We start from the raw sequence: 18,644 nt of genomic DNA, 5'->3' as shown, positions 1-18,644 counted from the left end.
AAGTGAAATTCCGACGAATATCGGACATATAGGAATAAACCGTAAAAAAAGGCCAAGATATTGTTGAAAAATCTCTGAAAGCCTGTAAGTTTGTACCACAGCTAATTTGTTATTATAGAGAAATCTCTACATTCTGTAGAAAACTTACCACATTACTTTTATTCATGTATAACTCTCTCCGAAACGTAGTCATATTATTTGCGGGAAGTATTGTGCTACTAGGTATGCTTTCGTTTTCGGCCTACCAAGAAGTACGTGAATCTCTCGAATACGCTAGGTCGGTAGAGTATATGCACATAATCCAGCATGAAGCAGAACGATTAGGTGCGACAGTCAAGGAGTTAGAAAATTGTCATAAAGGGTATGTTTATAAGCAAGAGGCTGAATACTTAAACTTGATTTTTGCGAGTAAGGAGCAAATCATTCGATTGCTTACCACATTGCAACAAAGGGTAAAAGATAATGATAGCCAATTGGCTCGTTTGGAAGCATTCAAAAGGGGTTTTCGAAGACATATTGCCATATTGAATAGCAGTATTCGCTATACACGAGCCGAAAATAAAGTTGATGAGTTGGCCGTTTCGAAAAGCCAAATTCAAGCAAACCAAATGCTACGCGATTTGAGTAGCTTTCAAAATTATCAGAAGCAATTGTTGTCGGTTCGAGGTATGCAAAAAGACCAGACTGACAATCAGATGAGCCGTAAAATGTTCTTGTTTGCTTTGTTTACGGTACTTTTGCTATTGGTAAGTTTTGGGTTAATCTTTTCAGAACTACGCAAACGTATTACTTTTCAGGATGAATTAGAACGTAAAATTGAAGAACTCAAACGTTCCAATTCAGAACTTGAACAGTTTGCTTATGTAGCATCGCATGATATGCAAGAGCCTTTAAGGAAAATTAGGGCTTTTAGCGATATGTTACTAATCAGACAAAGGGCTGTTTTGAATGAAGATGGTAAATCTACGCTTCAAAAAATTGCTAAAAGCTCTGAGCGACTACAAAATCTTATAAATGATTTGTTAGCATTTTCGAGATTGGTCAACAAAAATGCACAAAATGTAGAAACCGTGTCCTTAGATACGTTGCTTTCTGAAGTGCTCAAAGATCTCTCAATGTTGACAATTGAGAAAAATGCAATTATTGAATACGATCACTTGCCAACTATCTCAGGAGTAAGTTTTCAGTTACATCAGCTTTTTTTAAATCTGATTAGCAATGCTTTAAAGTTTAGTAAAAATGGAATTGCGCCTCACATTACTATTCGTTATAGACTATTGCTAGGAAGTAAAATATTTAATATTCAAGAAGTTAAACCATTTTTAACCTATCATGAAATAACCATCTCAGATAATGGGATTGGTTTTGAACAGGAGTACGCCGATAAAATCTTTATGATTTTTCAACGTTTACATGCTAAAAGTCAGTTTGAAGGTACTGGAATTGGCTTAGCGGTTTGTAAGCGAGTTGTGACTAATCATAATGGTTATATCAAAGCAGAGTCTGTTCCCAATCATGGTGCAACATTTACTATTTATTTGCCAAATAACCGCAACGAAGAATGAAACACTTACCAATCTTAATTGCCGATGATGACGAAGATGATAGATTTTTAATTAAGGCAGCATTTGAAGAATGCGGCTCTGATATTCCATTATTTTTTGTTCAAGATGGACTAGAACTAATGCAGTATTTGAATAACGAAAATGCTTATACAGACGCTAGTGTGTACAAGCAACCTTCGTTGATTCTGTTGGATTTGAATATGCCAAAGAAGGATGGAAGGGAAATTATTCAGGAAATGCGTGCTAATAGCAATTTTAAAGCAATTCCGATTGTAGTCTTGAGTACTTCAAATGCTCCTAGCGATATAAAAACTTGCTACGAATTAGGTGCCAATAGTTTTATTACAAAGCCATCTTCTTTTGAGGGGCTGCTCGAAATCATTAAAAATCTTCAACAATTTTGGTTTGTTACTGCTTCGTTGCCGCAATAAAAAACAAAGGTCCTCAATACAATTGAGGGCCTTTGTTTTTGAAGGCTTTTGAGTAAGGATAAGACAATTTATCACTCTATAAAGTTATGCTTTGTTTGTTACCTCTTGCAATTTGGCTTTACCAGTCTTTAATGTAGAAAGCAAATCGTCTGTCAGATTGCCAGTGCCATCCTTAATTTTCTTACGTAAGTCTTTTCCTTTTTCAGGTGCTAAGAGCATACCAACCACTGCTCCAGCTGCTGCAGCTGCGAACAAGCTCAATGCGATTTTTGTGTTTTTTGTCATGGTACAAAGGATTTATAAGTTGGAGACGTTTTTGTTTTATATACTTTAAACGCACACAATATCTTAAATGTTACCGAATAGAGCTTAAAATTGACTTAAAATTTGAGTAAGCGGTTAGATAAAGTGCTTGGCATGATTTTTTTGTATTACCTATATGCATACTCAAGCACTTTAGATTTCAGAAACAACTCTAGATTTCTTGATATGTCAAGTTAAAACCTTTTTTATCCCTAATAATTATTGCTTTTGCATGTTGACAACAACTGATGTTTTACAGTCAGAAAACTCAGGTAATTTAAAGCCCTATGCCCTGATTGTGGATGATGAGGTAGATACTTGTTTGCTCATCAAACTTTTTTTACATAAAAAAGGAATAGAGGCCTTTCAGGCACATTCCTTAAGTGAAGGTATTTCTAAAATTATAGACCTTTCACCTAAATGGTTGTTTCTAGATAACAATTTACCTGATGGACACGGAATTGATAAAATACATGACATAAAAAAGATTTCTCCTGAAACCCAGATTGTGATGATTACAGCTTTGGGGAAAATTAAGGATATGGCGTTTAGCTTGGGTGTAGACAAGTTTATTGAAAAACCATTATCATTTGCTTCAATTGAGTTTGCGATCAACTAGATGATACATCAAAAAAGGAGAGTCTAATTATTAGACTCTCCTTTTTTGATTAAAGTAAGGATTATAATTCAGTTATTTATTCGACAAAATGATGCCAAATTGCTGTAATTGATTTAAGTACTTGAATGTTAGCGTTTTAAATTTTAGTGAAAAGTGTATTACACACTTCATGTGAGAAAAATTCTACAAAATAGGGGAGAGAATTCTACACTTAAAATCTTAACAAAAGTCAATATCTGTTTATGCTAAAACTAAATCCTTTTGACATAAAAGGTTAGTTGTTGAGCTAAAAATATCAACACTCAGGCAGTGATAGCGGTTTTAGGGCTATCTTTGCATCATTGTTTCAAGAATCTTACTTTGCTCCGCCCTTCTGAAGTAAGAGTATATATCCAATCTTTTTCCCTAGCATACTTGATAACGAAATTTTACTAGCACAGAAATACGTTTTTCAAAATATTCATTTTCAATGTTGTTTCGCATGTATTTTCCGTGCGTATATAGATAACAATGCCTAGGCATTGATGCCCTTCTACTTGTGTCACACATTGTAATCTGAATGGACGGCTTCGCGATTGTGAAGCCGTTTCCACTAAAAAGCCCTTGAACGTAATGCTCAAGGGCTTTCTAGTATACAACGATTCAAAAAATCGATCGCTTATTTATTATCTATTTTTAAAATGTTCACGCTTTCCTCCACGGTCGCCTTGCTCACGGGGATCACCTTCTCCACCTCTTAATCTCTTCATTAACATTTGATTGAAAAGTTGTTCTGTTTTGTATAACTCAGATACTTGACGAACATTTAACACCTTTAAAAATTTGCTTTGATATTCTTTTTCTAAGTCAACTTCTTTTTGTCTCAGATTAAGAATTTCTTTCAAGTTTGCAGCAATCTTATCATCGCTAGTAGTCAAACTACGTGACTCCGCGGTAATTTGGCGAACATTTTTACGAATTTCGCCTCTCTTGGTATCATAATCATTAAAAATTGGCCAGAAAGCTTTTGCTTGCTCTTCTGTCAAATTTAATCGGTTGGTAATAAGTCCAAGGCGAGCGGCTTTTATCTTTTCTTTACCACCGCGTTGTTGTGGATCGTCCTGTGCAGTTGCAGCAAAATTCACAGCAAAACCTAATAGTGTGATTAAAACAAATAACTTTTTCATGTTTTTGGTAAGTTTTAAATAATCTATTTGTTGTTTAGATACAGAAAAACCAAAGACTTAGATATCCTCGACAACATCTCGCGTGTCGATGCTTTGAATAATGTCTTGAGATGATAATTTTAATTCATCTAACACTTCAGAATCTTCGATGTTGTTAGAAGCACTAACTTCTGTTTCGTCGATATGCTCGATGTAATCGGCCTGATGAATATTTTGATGAACTAAATAGCCTTCGATGTCCTCTGTTTTTACACCAGAAAGAGATTCTTCACCTATTGAGTCTTGACGAGGCATTAAAGTAAAATAACCCAATACCGCTACGAGTGTACAAGCAGCTAGGCTTGCCCAAGTGCGTCTTGCCGACCATGTTACCAAAGGAACCGTTTGGTTTTTGGCGGAAGTTCGGGCTTGAATTCGCATAGGCAAATCCTCAAAGTACCCATCAGGAACTTGAAATATCGTTTCCTTTGGGAGTTTATCAAGATCAAATTTATCGGATGAATATTCCATGGTATAAAATTTAGTAAAGGATAAATATCGAGGCCTCAATATTGTTCTTACTATTTTGGTTCTTTGACAGGCCAAATTTTGTAAGGTTTAATACAGGACAAAAAATGTTTGAAAATTAGTTAAAGAAAATATGGGATGGTTTACAACTTCCAAAGAACTGTAAATATTTCAAAGAATACTAGGCTCTAGTTATCATGTTCCTCAAAATACAGTTCAATCTTCTTCACGGCCAAATGATATGAAGCTTTGAGTGCACCCACAGAAGTACCTGTAACCTCAGCAATGTCTTCATATTTCATATCGTCGAAATATTTCATATTGAAAACCAAGCGTTGTTTGTCTGGAAGGGTGAGGAGGGCTTTCTGTAATTTAAGTTGAATTTGCTCTCCCGATATCAAATCGGCAGATTCAATCTTGTTAGAGAGTTCTTCGGTAATATCATTGATAGGAAGAAAAAAGCGGCGTTTTTTCTTAGCGAGAAAATTCAGGCATTCATTGGTGGCAATACGATATAGCCAAGTGTAGAGTTGTGATTCGCCTTTGAAATTTTCAAGACCACGCCAAGCCTTAATGAAGGTTTCTTGGGTAAGGTCATCGGCATCGTCATGGTCAATAACCATTTTTCGGATATGCCAATATACCTTTTGTTGGTATTTACGTACCAACAAATTGAAAGCATAATTTCGAGAATCTGGGTGGTTAAATTTTTCGATTAACTCGTGATCGTTCATATAATTCTCTCATTGTTTAGAAAGTCGATAAGAAGAAGTCTATCAACTAACGAAAACGTAGGCAATTTCTTTCAAAAAGAAACTATCTTCATTGGGCTAACAACTAAGATAGTCTCTTTATGAAAGATAAAAAAGAGAATTATCTCAGAATATTAAGCATTTTTGCGTTCGATAGCTTTAAGTGCTTTTTCGACGATGCTAGCAGCATTTAAGCCGTATTTTTCCATCAATTGTGCAGGAGTTCCAGACTCACCAAATGAATCGTTTACACCTACGTACTCAAGAGGTACATAGTGATGTTGTACTAATACTTGCGCAATTGAATCGCCCAAACCACCATTTACTTGGTGTTCTTCAGCCGATACAGCACAGCCCGTCTTTTTAACAGAGGCTAAGACAGCTTCAACATCCAAAGGTTTAATTGTGTGAATATTGATGATTTCAGCATTGATACCTTTTTCAGCTAAGATTTCACCCGCTTGGATAGCTTCCCAAACCAAGTGTCCTGTAGCAAAGATACTCACATCAGTACCTTCATTTACCATCCATGCCTTACCAATTTCGAATTTTTGGTCAGCAGGAGTAAATACTGGAACTACTGGACGACCAAAACGCAAGTAAACAGGACCTTCGTATTCAGCAACAGCGATAGTCGCAGCTTTTGTTTGGTTAAAGTCGCATGGGTTGATTACAGTCATACCTGGAAGCATTTTCATCAAACCGATATCTTCCAAGATTTGGTGAGTAGCACCATCTTCACCCAACGTCAAACCTGCGTGCGAACAAGCGATTTTAACGTTTTTGTTTGAATAGGCTACCGACTGGCGAATTTGGTCATATACACGACCAGTACCAAAGTTAGCAAAAGTTGTAGCGAAAGGGATTTTGCCACCGATTGTCAAACCAGCTGCAATACCCACCATGTTTGCCTCAGCGATACCTGTTTGGAAGAAGCGCTCAGGGTTTTCTTTAATAAAAGCGTCTAGTTTAAGAGAGCCAATTAAGTCAGCACAAAGTGCCACTACATTTGGGTTGGTTTGTCCCAACACCTGCATACCAGCTCCGAAACCTGAGCGAGTATCTTTTTTCTCTGTGAATGTGTATTTTTTCATTGATATATGCCTACTTGATGACGAGCATCAAGAAAAGTTCATGGTTGATTTTTGAAAAATTGTGAATGTATTGAGCTGCTAAAATTGGAATACAAACCCAATATTTTACAATTAATAGTCGCCTAAAGTTTCAGGCAATTGTGCCAATGCTGCTGCCAATTGTTCATCGTTTGGAGCAACACCGTGCCACTTGTGCGAGCCCATCATGAAGTCAACACCTGCACCCATTTCTGTGTACATCAATACCATGATTGGTTGACCATTTCCTGAAAGCTCACGAGCTTGATTCAATACGCTAACTACATCAGCCATATCATTACCTTTCATGGTAATAACTTTCCAGCCAAATGCTTCGTACTTAGCACCCAAATCACGGTTGTTCATAACCTTTTCAGTTGGACCGTCGATTTGCTGACCGTTCAAGTCAATAAATGCTACTAGGTTGTCAACTTTGTGGTGTGGAGCATACATGGCTGCTTCCCAAACTTGACCTTCATTTTGCTCACCATCACCCATCAAGCAGAAAACCAAAGAATTGTCGTTATTCAATTTCTTTGCTTGTGCTGCACCAATAGATACTGATAAACCTTGACCCAATGAACCTGAAGCAATACGAATACCTTCAAGATGTTCGTGCGTTGTTGGGTGACCTTGTAAACGAGAATTTAATTTACGGAATGTTGCGAGTTCTGCTACTGGAAAATACCCTGCACGCGCCAACACTGAATAAAATACTGGAGAGATGTGACCGTTTGACAAGAAGAACAAGTCTTCGCCAGTGCCGTTCATATCAAATACTCTTTTACCAGATTCGTCAGATTTTAGCGTCATTTGGTCAAAATAAAGCCCTACAAGCAAATCTGTACAGCCTAATGAACCACCTGGGTGACCAGATTGGCATGCATGAACTTGTCTCACAATGTCACGTCTTACTTGTGAAGCAACTTTCTGTAATTCTGAAATTTCCATTATTGATTAGTTATAAGTTATAATGCTTTTTGAGACATACGATTACTCAGTTATTACCTGACTCGTATGGTTTTTGGTATCGACTTTGCTAATGATGTCCTGAATCACGCCATTTTCATCAATAATAAAAGTAGTACGTGCAGTACCCATGTAGCTTCTTCCATACATAGACTTTTCGACCCATACGCCATAGGCCTCCACAACACTGTGATCTTCATCAGAGATAAGTGTGAAACCTAAACCGTATTTTTCAATAAACTTCTTATGAGATTTTGGACTGTCTACGCTTACCCCTAATACAACGTACCCTTTTGCTTTCAGCGCATCCAAATTGTCATTGAGGTTACAAGCCTGTGCAGTACATCCAGGAGTACTATCCTTAGGATAAAAATATAGGACTACTTTTTGTCCTCTAAAATCCGAAAGCTTTACTAATTCTCCATCTTGATTCTTTTGTTCAAAATCTGGAGCTACTGAGCCTACTGTTAGTGACATATCTTCATGGTTTTATTCTACTACAAATATCGGGAAATATTGGGACATAATCCGAGAAAAAAATCCCCCTACTAGTAGGTTTTTGATTTCTAGAGGCTTAAATATATGGTGTCAAAAAGACACGATTTGAATATTCCACAAATATATGAGAAAAATTTTATTTAGAACAGTATAGAACACTTATTTTTTTCTATTTTTTTTCGTGGCTTTTATCGAGGCTTTTTTAATAGCTTGTGAGGCTTTTAAGCTGTCGATAACTGCTGTATATGTTTTACTATTCCCTTGATTATCTACTAACTCCAAGGCCAGGTCTCCGATAAAATTCTGAGTAGAATCACTTTTTACGGACCATATTAACGACTTCTTATATTCGTAATCACACAAAACAAACTTCCCATTAATGGTGGCTTTGAAAGACTTAATTCCAGATAGATTATCAGAAACATGAAATGAAAAACCGTCTTGGGTTTTATTGACTAAGGTTGCTTTTGGTGGGATGGTGTCTGACAATACCTGAAAATCGCCAAGAATATCGGTTTTGAAAGTTACCTCACCATTTCTCCAAGTTCCCCCAAGGAATTTACGATCATGATTGTAAACCGCTGTTTTATCAGGAGAAATAATAGATATTAAAGGCTTGAATGTGACCGTTATTGGCTTCTTCAGTGGTGTGAGCGCATCTGCAATTTGAATTTTATTTTTCTCGATTTTAGTGTTTAGATACAAGGTATCATATAGCGATTCGGCTGGGAAAAATATACTTGTCCCAAGAGTCTTAAATGTTTGGTCGGCACCTGAATAAATCGCTTTTTGAATGCCAAGAGGAAACTCTGTGGAGTCGATACGTATGCTCGAAGGGATACCTTTTCTCAAATCCCAGAGATAAATAGCCGTATTATTTTTAACAAACTTGATAGGTAGACGCTCCACAGTACTCTGTGTTACTACTTCACAAACTTGGTTTGAGTTTTTAAGATTTTTGGCGCTGATAATCAATGTGTTGTCTTTTGTTGAAGTCGCTACCTGAGTTGGGGCATTATTTGGAGTTATGGTTGGAGTATTAGTACTGATGGCTTGACCTTTTACCGTAAAATGCATTACACTCATATTTTCATTAGTGTCCCATATTTTTATGGTTACTTGGCGTGTTTCACCTTCCTTTACAAATATTTTACCTTTATTGACTAAAGGTTTATAAACAGGCAGATTGATATTCCCATCATCAATAAAAAGCTTTTGCATTTTCTTACCCGAACTTTTATAGGTAGGGTAATCAAGATGTATGTTTATATCGTTTGAATATGCATCAGGGAATTTCTCCAAATGAAAAAAGTAGGCTTCTTGATTGTCTACAAGCATTTCTACACAATTCAAACCGTTTGTGTGATGTGTATAATTCATGCGATCAACAGCCATTAATTCAATTCCTACCCAGCCGTTAGCCAGAATTTCACCTCCAGCAATGGAATAAGACCCGTCATGGGACTTAGTAGGAGAATATCTGTGAGTTTCAAAGTCACCCATCACTCGACTATCAATTTCCAAGGGTTTTATGGCAATCTCCTGAAAAACTGGGGGAGTATTATCCACAATTTCAGTAAAGCCAAAAAGTAAAGGATTCAGAAGGTTATTACGCCCATCGCGAATCTCGAAATGTAAATGTGGTCCGGCCGAACCTCCTGTATTTCCTGAATAGGCAATAAGTTGTCCTTTTTGTACAGGGAATTCGTTTGGCGCTGGTTTTACAGAAATTTCAAAGGTTTGTTTTTTCAAACGTTCTTGTTTAACGTAAGAAGCCATTGGCTCAGCGAACGCCTTTAAATGACCATATACTGTGACTAAGCCAGTTTTGGGATGGGTTACGTACATTACATGTCCATACCCACGTGTTTGGATACGCATTTCTGAAATATACCCCTCATCGGAGGCATACACAGGCAAGCCCTCTCGTCCTTGAGTTTTTATATCTAAACCAGCATGAAAATGATTATGCCTTAAATCGCCCATTCCACCAGCCAAATGGTTTAATTTATTGGGGTTGATAGGAAAAAGCATGCTGCCTTTTGGATAAGGCAAAGTAAGTTTTTGAGAAAAAACTATGTGAGATAAACTACAGAATAAAAGGAATAAGACTTTCTTCAAAACACTCTATTATTAAAAGGTGAATCTACAATTAATTCTATAATAGGGTAGGGGATATTATTTTTGAAGCGTTGATGAAATGAGGAAGTCAGCAGGAAAGAACCTGCTGACGAGTATATAATCTAAATTACTTGATTTCGAAATCAAGCATTTTTCTATCTTCAATATAAGCAGTAAGTCGGTCACCGATTTTTACGGCGCCAACACCAGCAGGTGTTCCTGTAAAAATAAGATCTCCTGTTTTGAGGGTAAAATATTTAGAAATTTCGGCGATGATTTCGTCAAAATTCCAAAGCATCATCGACGTATTTCCATTTTGACGAATTTCATTATTTATCTCCAGACGAAAATTTAGGTTGTTCATATCTGCTATTTCTGATTTTGGAAAGAATCCAGAAATAGGAGCGGAGTCATTGAAACCTTTTGCTTTTTCCCAAGGAAGACCTTTTTCTTTCAATTTGGCTTGTACATCGCGAGCTGTAAAATCGATTCCAATACCGATTTCTTCATAGTATTTATTGGCAAATTTTGCTTCTATGTTTTTACCCATTTTATTGATTTTCAACACGATTTCTACCTCGTAATGTAAATCATTCGAAAATTCAGGAATATAAAAAGGCTCATTGTCACGAAGGAGCGCGGTATCTGGTTTGATAAAAATAACTGGCTCTGAGGGACGTTCGTTTTGAAGTTCAGCGATATGTTCGGCGTAATTACGACCTATACACAAAATTTTCATAAAAAATCGTTAATAGTGAAATTGAAGGAGTTCTCTAAGTAATTTTCATCGAGTATGCCCAAAAACGATGATTTTCAGCGTCATAGCATTGAGCTAATGCTATGATATCATCAAACAATGTATTCTTATCTGATTAGCAAGGTTGACGAATGTTATACTTTATTACAAAACTACGTCGAAATACTAGAAAATTTAGTACCTTTTTACAACTTTTGCGTCTGAATACAAAATATGTATAGTCATAAAGGCATTTTCAATTATTTAAGCCTCGAAATGCCAACCGTCATTTTTTTATTTATCAATTTATATATCATTATGAAACGTATCTTATTATACATTCCGCTTGTAGTAGCAGGATTAGTTTGGGCTTGTAGTAGTGTACCTATTACTGGACGTAAGCAATTTTTGTTGGTATCAGACGACGAAATGAACTCTATGGCCTTGACGAGTTACAAACAATTTTTGGATACTAATAAAGTAATATCTCCAACTACCCAACAAGCTGCAATGGTAAAAAAGGTAGGAGATAAAATTGCCAAGGCTGCCCAACAATACTTTGAGCAAACTGGTAATCCTAATTATTTGCAAGGATATCAATGGCAAACAGAGCTAGTACAAAGTAGCGAAGTAAATGCTTGGTGTATGCCAGGAGGTAAGATGGTTGTTTATACAGGTATTTTGCCTGTAACACAAAATGAAGCAGGTCTTGCTGTAGTAATGGGTCATGAAGTATCGCATGCCATTGCCAAGCATGGTGCTGAACGCATGAGTCAAGGTATGATTGCACAAGGTCTTTTAGCAGTTGGTCAAGCTGGGCTTAGTGTTGCAATGAAAGATAAGCCTCAAGCAACTCAGAGTTTGTGGAACACAGTTTTTGGGGTAGCTGCACCAGCAGGCGCACAATTGACCTTATTAGCAAATGGTCGTGGACAAGAGTCCGAAGCAGATCATTTAGGATTGATTTTTATGTCAATGGCAGGATACGATCCTAACGAGGCCGTCAGTTTTTGGGGAAGAATGGCAAAATTGGGTTCAGGGTCAAAACCTCCTAAAATTTTGTCGACGCACCCAACTGATGAACAACGTATTGCGGATATTAAAAGTATCTTACCTGAAGCCATGAAATATTATAAACCAGCAGGTTCGGGAGGAGTACAAAGAAACTAGGAGGAGTGGTGAGTTTTGAATTGTGAATGATGAATTACAAAATAATACATTGTTCACGTAGGAGTGTACAAAGGAATTCTAACTATTGCGGATTTTGGATTTCTGATTTCGGAAATAAAGTAAAATACCTTTATTTATTACAAAATACAGAAGCTTATACTTCCGAAATCTAACATCCCAAATCAGCAATATCTGGAATTGCGTTAAACAAAAAAAGCTATCCCGAAGGATAGCTTTTTTTGTTTTGGGTATATCTCAGATTAGATAGTTCCAGCTAAAACTTTCTCTACTTTCTCAGCAGCTTCTTTCAAAACTACAGCAGAGTAAACTTTAAGACCTGATTCATCGATGATTTTAGCACCTTCAGCAGCGTTTGTTCCTTGCAAACGAACGATGATAGGTACAGGAATATCACCAATAGCTTTGTAAGCTTCAACAACACCAGTAGCAACACGGTCACAACGAACGATACCACCGAAGATGTTGATAAGAATAGCCTTAACGTTTGGATCTTTCAAGATAATACGGAAACCAGCTTCTACTGTTTTAGCGTTTGCACCACCCCCAACGTCAAGGAAGTTAGCAGGCTCGCCACCAGAAAGTTTGATGATGTCCATTGTAGCCATTGCCAAACCAGCACCATTTACCATACAACCAACGTTACCGTCAAGTTTTACATAGTTAAGGTCGTTTGCAGAAGCTTCAACTTCTAAAGGATCCTCTTCGCTAGTGTCACGCAAAGCGATGAAATCTGGGTGACGGAACAATGCGTTGTCATCAAGATTCACTTTAGCATCAACAGCTAAGATTTTATTATCTGAAGTCTTCAATACAGGGTTGATTTCGAACATTGAAGAGTCAGTATTCAAATATGCTTTGTAAAGGGCATTGATGAATTTCACCATTTCTTTGAAAGCTTCACCAGACAAACCAAGAGCGAAAGCAACTTTACGAGCTTGGAATTGTTGAAGACCAACACGAGGATCAATCCATTCTTTGATGATTTTCTCTGGAGAATGTTCAGCCACCTCTTCGATGTCCATACCACCTTCTGTAGAAGCCATAATAACGTTACAGCCTTTAGCACGATCTAATAAAATAGAAAGATAGTACTCTTTAATTTCAGAAGGACCTGGATAGTAAACATCTTCCGAGATCAAAACTTTGTGAACTTTTTTACCTTCTGGACCAGTTTGGTGAGTAATCAACTGCATTCCTAAGATTTGTTCTGCTTTTTCACGAACTTCTTCTAGGTTTTTAGCAAGTTTAACACCACCTCCTTTACCGCGTCCACCTGCGTGGATTTGAGCCTTCACTACGTGCCATCCGGTACCAGTTTTGGCCGTTAATTCACGGGCAGCTTCTACTGCCAGTGCTGGTGTATCAACAACGATGCCTTCTTGGATGCGAACACCGTAGCTTTTCAAAATGTCTTTAGCTTGATACTCGTGAATGTTCATTTGATATACAATTGTTTATGAAACTTTAATGTACAATGCAGGAAAAAGCTTCCTTTTGGGACAATGACCCAATAATGCTGGTGAATTTGCGACAAACAATAGTACGCATTTCACTGTTATTGGAGAAATCGCTCGCTAAATTACTGACAAAGTTCTAAACATAGTGTTTTTCTTTGCTAAATATTTATAGTCTGCAGATTATTTATGCTTAAATCAATCTGTATCAGTGCTTGTGGGAAGAGGCTATCATGAAATTAATTTTGTAACAGTGAATGAAAAAATTGACTTCTTAATGATTTTTTTACAACTTGGTCATAAGAACATATTTTCGCCAATAATTATAGCATTTCTCTTCTCCAAATTATAACTAATTCAAGTTGTGTATTTTGCTCTTTAGTAATAAATACTCAATTTGGGTTATGTTAATTGTATATCTGTTTTCTTTTTTGCCCTTACAGGTGTAAACTTGTAGGATGTATTGAGTTCAGTACGTCCTGAATTTCTATTTTTTTTCATTTTTTAACTAAACGCATACACTTCATGAAGAAGCTTTTACTAATGAGTTTCCTGCTTGTGATTGGTATTTTGTTTCAATCAAATGCCCAAGAACGCAAGGTTACAGGAAAAATTACGTCTGCTGCTGATGGTTCAGGTCTTCCAAGCGTGACCGTGCAAGTAGTAGGAACTACAAAAGGTACTCAATCGGATGCATCTGGTAATTTTACCATTACAGTTCCAAGTTCAAAATCTGTATTATCGTTTCGTTTTGTTGGTTTTTTGTCACAAGAAATTACTGTGGGTGGACAATCTACCATCAATGTTGTTTTGAAAGAAGATTCCAAGGCGCTTGAAGAGGTTTTGGTAGTTGGTTATGGTACGCAAGCCAAAAGAGATTTGACTGGTAACGTTGCCCAAATCAGCTCTAAAGCTATTGAAGGTTTGCCAGTAGTTTCAACTGAGCAGGCTATTCAAGGTCGTGCGGCTGGTGTATTTATCGAGTCTGGTAATGGTAAAGTAGGACAAGGTGTAAAGATTCGTATTCGTGGATCTTCTTCGGTTTCTGCTGGAAACAACCCTCTATATGTGGTTGATGGTATTCCTATTACATCAACAGACCAATCATCAACGGGTGGTCCAACTAACCCAATTGCCGATATCAATTTTAACGATATTGAGTCTATTGATGTATTGAAAGATGCTGCTGCGTCAGCTATTTATGGTTCACGTGCTTCAAATGGTGTAGTTTTAATTACTACCAAGAGAGGTAAAGCTGGAAAAACGAATGTTAATATCAATTATTTCTCAGGGTCAAGTGAAGCAACTGGACATAGAGAATTTTTGAACACAGCACAATATGTAGAGTTATTTACTGAAGCTCGTGTAAACAATGGATACTCTGCTTCAGGTGGATATACTAGATTTGATAGATATGCTTTGGGAGAAAGAGCTCGTTGGCAAGATCCAAATTCGGCTAATTATACAAGTACCAACTGGGAGAAGCAAGTATTGAGAACTGGTAAAATCAATCAGTTTGATTTAAGTATCACAGGCGGTAACGATAAAACTAAATTCTATGCTTCAGGTTCTTACAGCAAGCAAGATGGTATTATCGTTAAAAACAGTTTCGAGCGTATTTCAAGCCGTTTGAACGTAGACCACAAAGCTTCTGACAAGGTATCATTGGGTATCAACTTTAGTATGGCAAGAACGTACAATACTCGTTTGTCGAACGATAACGCGTTCTCAACGCCAATGCAAATTATCGCTTTGGCACCACTTTCTCCTGTGATTGATCCACGTACTGGCGAATACACAGACAGTTACAATGGCGCTGTAGTTACTCAATATTATAACCCATTGTTGTCGATTAAATATACTGACAACAATACAGAAGTATATCGTAGTATTGGAAATGTGTATGGTCAATGGAATATTCTTCCATCCCTTTCATTCCGCTCGGAGTATGGTTATGACATGTTATTCCAAAATGAAGAACAGTATTACGGTAAAGAAACTGCAAGAAATAATACAACCGCTGTAAACGGAGAGGCGTATAAAACGAATACGTTGATGTTCAACTACTCGACTAACAACTTCTTCACTTTCAACAAGAATATCAATGACTTACATGATATTCAAGCAGTAGGTGGTATGTCTTACCAACAATCAAAAAGAAATTACATGGATGCAACAGCTAGAAGCTTCCCAAGTAACTCTTATAAAATGTTGATTTCAGGTGCTACAAAAGCGGATGCAAACTCTACTGAAACATTCTATTCTTTCTTGTCATATTTTGGTCGTTTGAACTACAAATTTAGCAATAAGTATTTGTTTGGATTTACAGGTCGTGTAGATGCTTCTTCACGTTTTGGTACAAACAACAGATATGGTTTCTTCCCTTCTGCTTCATTGGGATGGCTTGTGTCTGAGGAAGAATTTATTAAAGATATTCCTCAAATCAGCTATTTGAAATTGCGTGCAAGTTATGGTTTGACTGGTAATGCCGAAATCAGTAATAATGCTGCCAATGGTTTGTACTCAGCTGCTTTTGGTTATGTAGGAACACCAGGACAAAGACCTGTTCAATTGGCTAACCCTGATTTGAAATGGGAAAAAACTGCACAAACTGATGTTGGTGTAGAATTTGGTTTCTTCAACAACCGTATTTCTGCTGAAGTAGACTATTACTTCAAGAAAACAACTGATTTATTATTAAATGTAAACGTTCCAGGTACTAGTGGATATTCTTCATTGTTGAAAAACGTTGGTGAATTAGAAAACAAAGGTTGGGAGTTTGTATTAAGAACTGATAACTCTTTTGGTGATTTGAAATGGAAAGCTTCGATTAATGCTGCAACAAATGCTAATAAAATCTTGAATTTGCAAGGTCAAGTAATTACAGGTGGTTTCTTAAACAGAGCAGTAGAAGGACAACCATTAGGTGTTTTTGTTGGACCAGAATATGCAGGAGTTGACCCAGCAAATGGTGATGCACTTTATTACAAGAACACAAAAAATGCAGATGGTTCGGTAGATAGAGCTACGACTAACGACGTAAACCAAGCTGAATATGTAGTAATTGGTAACCCTAACCCTAAGTGGATTGGTGGTTTCACAAACGAATTCTCATATAAAGGAGTTGATTTCTCATTTACCTTCCAAGGGGTTTATGGTAATTCAGTTTACAACGGCGCTGGTAAGTTTATGTCTGCAAATGGTGATTTTTATGATAACCAAACGATAGATCAATTGAATCGTTGGAAAAAACCAGGTGATATTACAAACGTTCCTCAAGCCAGATATTTGGGAGGTAATGGTACATCAGAGTCTTCACGTTATTTACAAGACGCTAGCTACACTCGTTTGAAAACAATCACTTTGGGTTATACTTTCCCTAGCTCTGTAGTAAATAAGTTGAAGTTGAGCAAATTGAGAGTTTATGCTACAGCTAACAACTTATTGACATTTACTAAATATACAGGATGGGATCCTGAAGTTAACACAGACTATTTGGGTGGTGTAGCTGCTGGAAACGACTTCTATTCGGCACCTCAACCTAAGACTATCACAGTAGGTTTGAATTTAGGTTTTTAATTAGAAAGAAGTTGAAAGGTTAACTTAAAATCGTAAAACAATGAAATTGAGACATAAATTAATATATACTATCGCTCTTGGCTTATTCTTGTCAAGTTGCGACAACAAACTAGACGTTAAGCCAGTAACTAATATTGATGCTTCGACTGCTGTACAAACTTCAGCAGACGTAGAAGCAATCTTAATTGGCGCATACGATTCAATGGGTGATGCAGATGTTTTGGGTGGTAATCCACAGCGTGATGCTGAGCTAATTGGAGACAATGGCGATATCGAATGGCAAGGAACATTTGTGCCTCCTGCTCAAATATTTAACAAAAATATGTTGAGAGATAACGGTCAGGCTGCTACTACTTGGTTAGATACATACCGTACCATTAACGTTGCCAATACTGTGTTAGCCAACCTTGGCGTAGTAACAACTGCCAAGAAAAATAGAGTTGAAGGTGAGGCAAAGGCTATCCGTGCTTGGATGTTATTCAATTTGGTAAGAGTATATGCCAAAGCTTATGTGGATGGTGATCCAAAAACAAACTTAGGTGTACCAATTGTTACAACGCCAACAGCAGCAATTACTGAAGCTAATTTCGTTTCAAGAAATACTGTAGACCAAGTATATCAACAAGTAATTACTGATCTTACGAGCGCAGAGTCTTTGTTACCGGCAACTAATGGGTTTTTCATTAGCAAATATACAGCTGCTGCACTTTTGGCACGTGTATATTTATCTCAAGGCAACTACGAATTGGCTCGTCAAGCTGCTAACCGTGTAATCACTTCAGGTGCGTATTCGCTTGTTGCTTCTTTTGATTTGGCATTCAACAACCGTTCAAATTCATCAGAAGATATTTTTGCTGTACAACAAACAGAGCAAGACAACGATAATGGTTATAATACCTTCTTTGCTTCGCCAGATTATGGTGGTAGAGGAGATATCAAAATCAATGATAAACACTTAGCTTCTTACGAGTCTGGTGATGAACGCGGGTTGTTCTTCTATGAGTCTGGAGATATTTTTACAGCGAAATGGGCAGACCAGTTTGCCAACATTCCACAGATTCGTTTGTCTGAAATGTATTTGATTCGTGCTGAAGCTAATTTCCGTTTGGGTGGTGCTCCAGTGGGTGCTACAGCTTTGTCTGATATCAACCGTGTAAGAGCTCGCGCTAATGCATCGTTATATACTTCATTGACTTTAGATGCTATTTTGAAAGAACGTCGTTTTGAATTAGCTTTTGAAGGACATTTGATTCATGACATCAAACGTAACAAGCAGACAATTACGAAGAATTTTGGAACAGAAGTGAGAGTTTATACATTTAATTCTCCAAAATTGGTATTCCCAATTCCAATGAGAGAGACTGATGCAAACTCTAAATTAATCCAAAACGAAGGATATAATTAATAATCAGTTTTGATAGGCATAAACATGAGTCATCCCGAATTTTTCGTGAAGACTTTTAAAAAAGAAACCTCCTTGTTTACTTTGTGAATCACGACAAACACAAACAAACAGGAGGTCTCTATGCATAAAGCATTTCTACAAAATAATGACATAAAATCGAGTAAGTCAAGACTCTCTCATTTACTTCTTCATAAACTTGATCTTTATCTTTCAGAGGTTCAATTATCCTTAGATTC

At 37.0% G+C, this 18,644-nt stretch carries 16 protein-coding genes; 6 read left to right on the top strand and 10 right to left on the bottom strand.

What is annotated here, in order from left to right; translation table 11 throughout:
* Positions 1-164: 164 nt before the first annotated feature.
* Both QM524_RS23130 and QM524_RS23125 read left to right on the top strand, forming a co-directional pair.
* On the top strand, positions 165-1,565 hold the full coding sequence (locus tag QM524_RS23130; RefSeq protein WP_095163447.1) for a sensor histidine kinase: 1,401 nt from the start codon (positions 165-167) through the stop codon (positions 1,563-1,565).
* Positions 1,562-1,996, top strand: a complete 435-nt coding sequence (locus tag QM524_RS23125; RefSeq protein ID WP_095163448.1) for a response regulator — start codon at positions 1,562-1,564, stop codon at positions 1,994-1,996. Before QM524_RS23130 ends, QM524_RS23125 begins: the two co-directional genes overlap by 4 nt.
* An 84-nt stretch (positions 1,997-2,080) precedes the next feature.
* Here the strand turns inward: QM524_RS23125 and QM524_RS23120 are convergent, their stop codons facing one another.
* The gene (locus QM524_RS23120) at positions 2,081-2,281 is read right to left on the bottom strand and encodes a YtxH domain-containing protein (RefSeq protein WP_095163449.1); all 201 of its coding nucleotides are present in this window, start codon (positions 2,279-2,281) and stop codon (positions 2,081-2,083) included.
* Positions 2,282-2,531: 250 nt separating this feature from the next.
* Here QM524_RS23120 and QM524_RS23115 point away from each other — a divergent pair, with 250 nt between their 5' ends.
* A complete protein-coding gene (locus QM524_RS23115; RefSeq protein ID WP_095163450.1) occupies positions 2,532-2,918 on the top strand; it encodes a response regulator in 387 nt (128 codons plus the stop codon).
* A 665-nt stretch (positions 2,919-3,583) separates the two neighbouring features.
* On the opposite strand, the gene QM524_RS23110 is transcribed toward QM524_RS23115, so the two are convergent.
* The 8 genes from QM524_RS23110 to QM524_RS23075 all read right to left on the bottom strand — a co-directional run bounded on the left by QM524_RS23110 (position 3,584) and on the right by QM524_RS23075 (position 10,782).
* Positions 3,584-4,084 (bottom strand): Spy/CpxP family protein refolding chaperone, encoded by a 501-nt coding sequence (locus QM524_RS23110; RefSeq protein WP_176464403.1) that lies wholly within the window; start codon positions 4,082-4,084, stop codon positions 3,584-3,586.
* Positions 4,085-4,141: 57 nt separating this feature from the next.
* A complete protein-coding gene (locus QM524_RS23105; protein ID WP_283346422.1) occupies positions 4,142-4,594 on the bottom strand; it encodes a hypothetical protein in 453 nt (150 codons plus the stop codon).
* A gap of 185 nt (positions 4,595-4,779) precedes the next feature.
* Positions 4,780-5,325, bottom strand: a complete 546-nt coding sequence (locus tag QM524_RS23100) for an RNA polymerase sigma factor (RefSeq protein WP_095163452.1) — start codon at positions 5,323-5,325, stop codon at positions 4,780-4,782.
* Between the two features lie 152 nt (positions 5,326-5,477).
* Complete coding sequence (locus QM524_RS23095) at positions 5,478-6,437, bottom strand: transketolase family protein (protein ID WP_095163453.1); 960 nt, start codon at positions 6,435-6,437, stop codon at positions 5,478-5,480.
* Positions 6,438-6,548: 111 nt separating this feature from the next.
* Positions 6,549-7,406 (bottom strand): transketolase, encoded by an 858-nt coding sequence (locus QM524_RS23090; RefSeq protein WP_095163456.1) that lies wholly within the window; start codon positions 7,404-7,406, stop codon positions 6,549-6,551.
* A 42-nt stretch (positions 7,407-7,448) separates the two neighbouring features.
* On the bottom strand, positions 7,449-7,901 hold the full coding sequence (gene bcp, locus QM524_RS23085) for a thioredoxin-dependent thiol peroxidase (RefSeq protein ID WP_283346421.1): 453 nt from the start codon (positions 7,899-7,901) through the stop codon (positions 7,449-7,451).
* Positions 7,902-8,081: 180 nt separating this feature from the next.
* Entirely contained in the window at positions 8,082-9,956 is a 1,875-nt protein-coding gene (locus QM524_RS23080) for a M23 family metallopeptidase (RefSeq protein ID WP_283346420.1), read from the bottom strand.
* A gap of 214 nt (positions 9,957-10,170) precedes the next feature.
* Entirely contained in the window at positions 10,171-10,782 is a 612-nt protein-coding gene (locus tag QM524_RS23075) for a fumarylacetoacetate hydrolase family protein (protein WP_283346419.1), read from the bottom strand.
* A gap of 315 nt (positions 10,783-11,097) precedes the next feature.
* On the opposite strand from QM524_RS23075, the gene QM524_RS23070 reads away from it, so the two are divergent.
* Positions 11,098-11,949 carry a M48 family metallopeptidase gene (locus QM524_RS23070; protein ID WP_283346418.1) on the top strand — a complete coding sequence of 284 codons (852 nt, stop codon included), beginning with the start codon at positions 11,098-11,100 and terminating at the stop codon, positions 11,947-11,949.
* A gap of 260 nt (positions 11,950-12,209) precedes the next feature.
* Here the strand turns inward: QM524_RS23070 and sucC are convergent, their stop codons facing one another.
* On the bottom strand, positions 12,210-13,409 hold the full coding sequence (gene sucC, locus QM524_RS23065; RefSeq protein WP_166553446.1) for an ADP-forming succinate--CoA ligase subunit beta: 1,200 nt from the start codon (positions 13,407-13,409) through the stop codon (positions 12,210-12,212).
* 540 nt (positions 13,410-13,949) lie between these two features.
* Here sucC and QM524_RS23060 point away from each other — a divergent pair.
* Positions 13,950-17,003, top strand: a complete 3,054-nt coding sequence (locus QM524_RS23060) for a SusC/RagA family TonB-linked outer membrane protein (protein WP_283346417.1) — start codon at positions 13,950-13,952, stop codon at positions 17,001-17,003.
* A 40-nt stretch (positions 17,004-17,043) separates the two neighbouring features.
* Positions 17,044-18,408, top strand: coding sequence for a RagB/SusD family nutrient uptake outer membrane protein (locus tag QM524_RS23055; RefSeq protein ID WP_283346416.1), 1,365 nt, complete (start codon positions 17,044-17,046; stop codon positions 18,406-18,408).
* The last annotated feature ends 236 nt before the right edge of the window (positions 18,409-18,644 follow it).

The sequence above is a fragment of the Flectobacillus roseus genome, assembly GCF_030056595.1.
GTDB classification, from domain to species: Bacteria; Bacteroidota; Bacteroidia; order Cytophagales; family Spirosomataceae; genus Flectobacillus; species Flectobacillus roseus.
The sequence above is the reverse complement of the archived record's forward strand: the minus strand, read 5'-3'. Positions and strand labels throughout refer to the sequence as shown.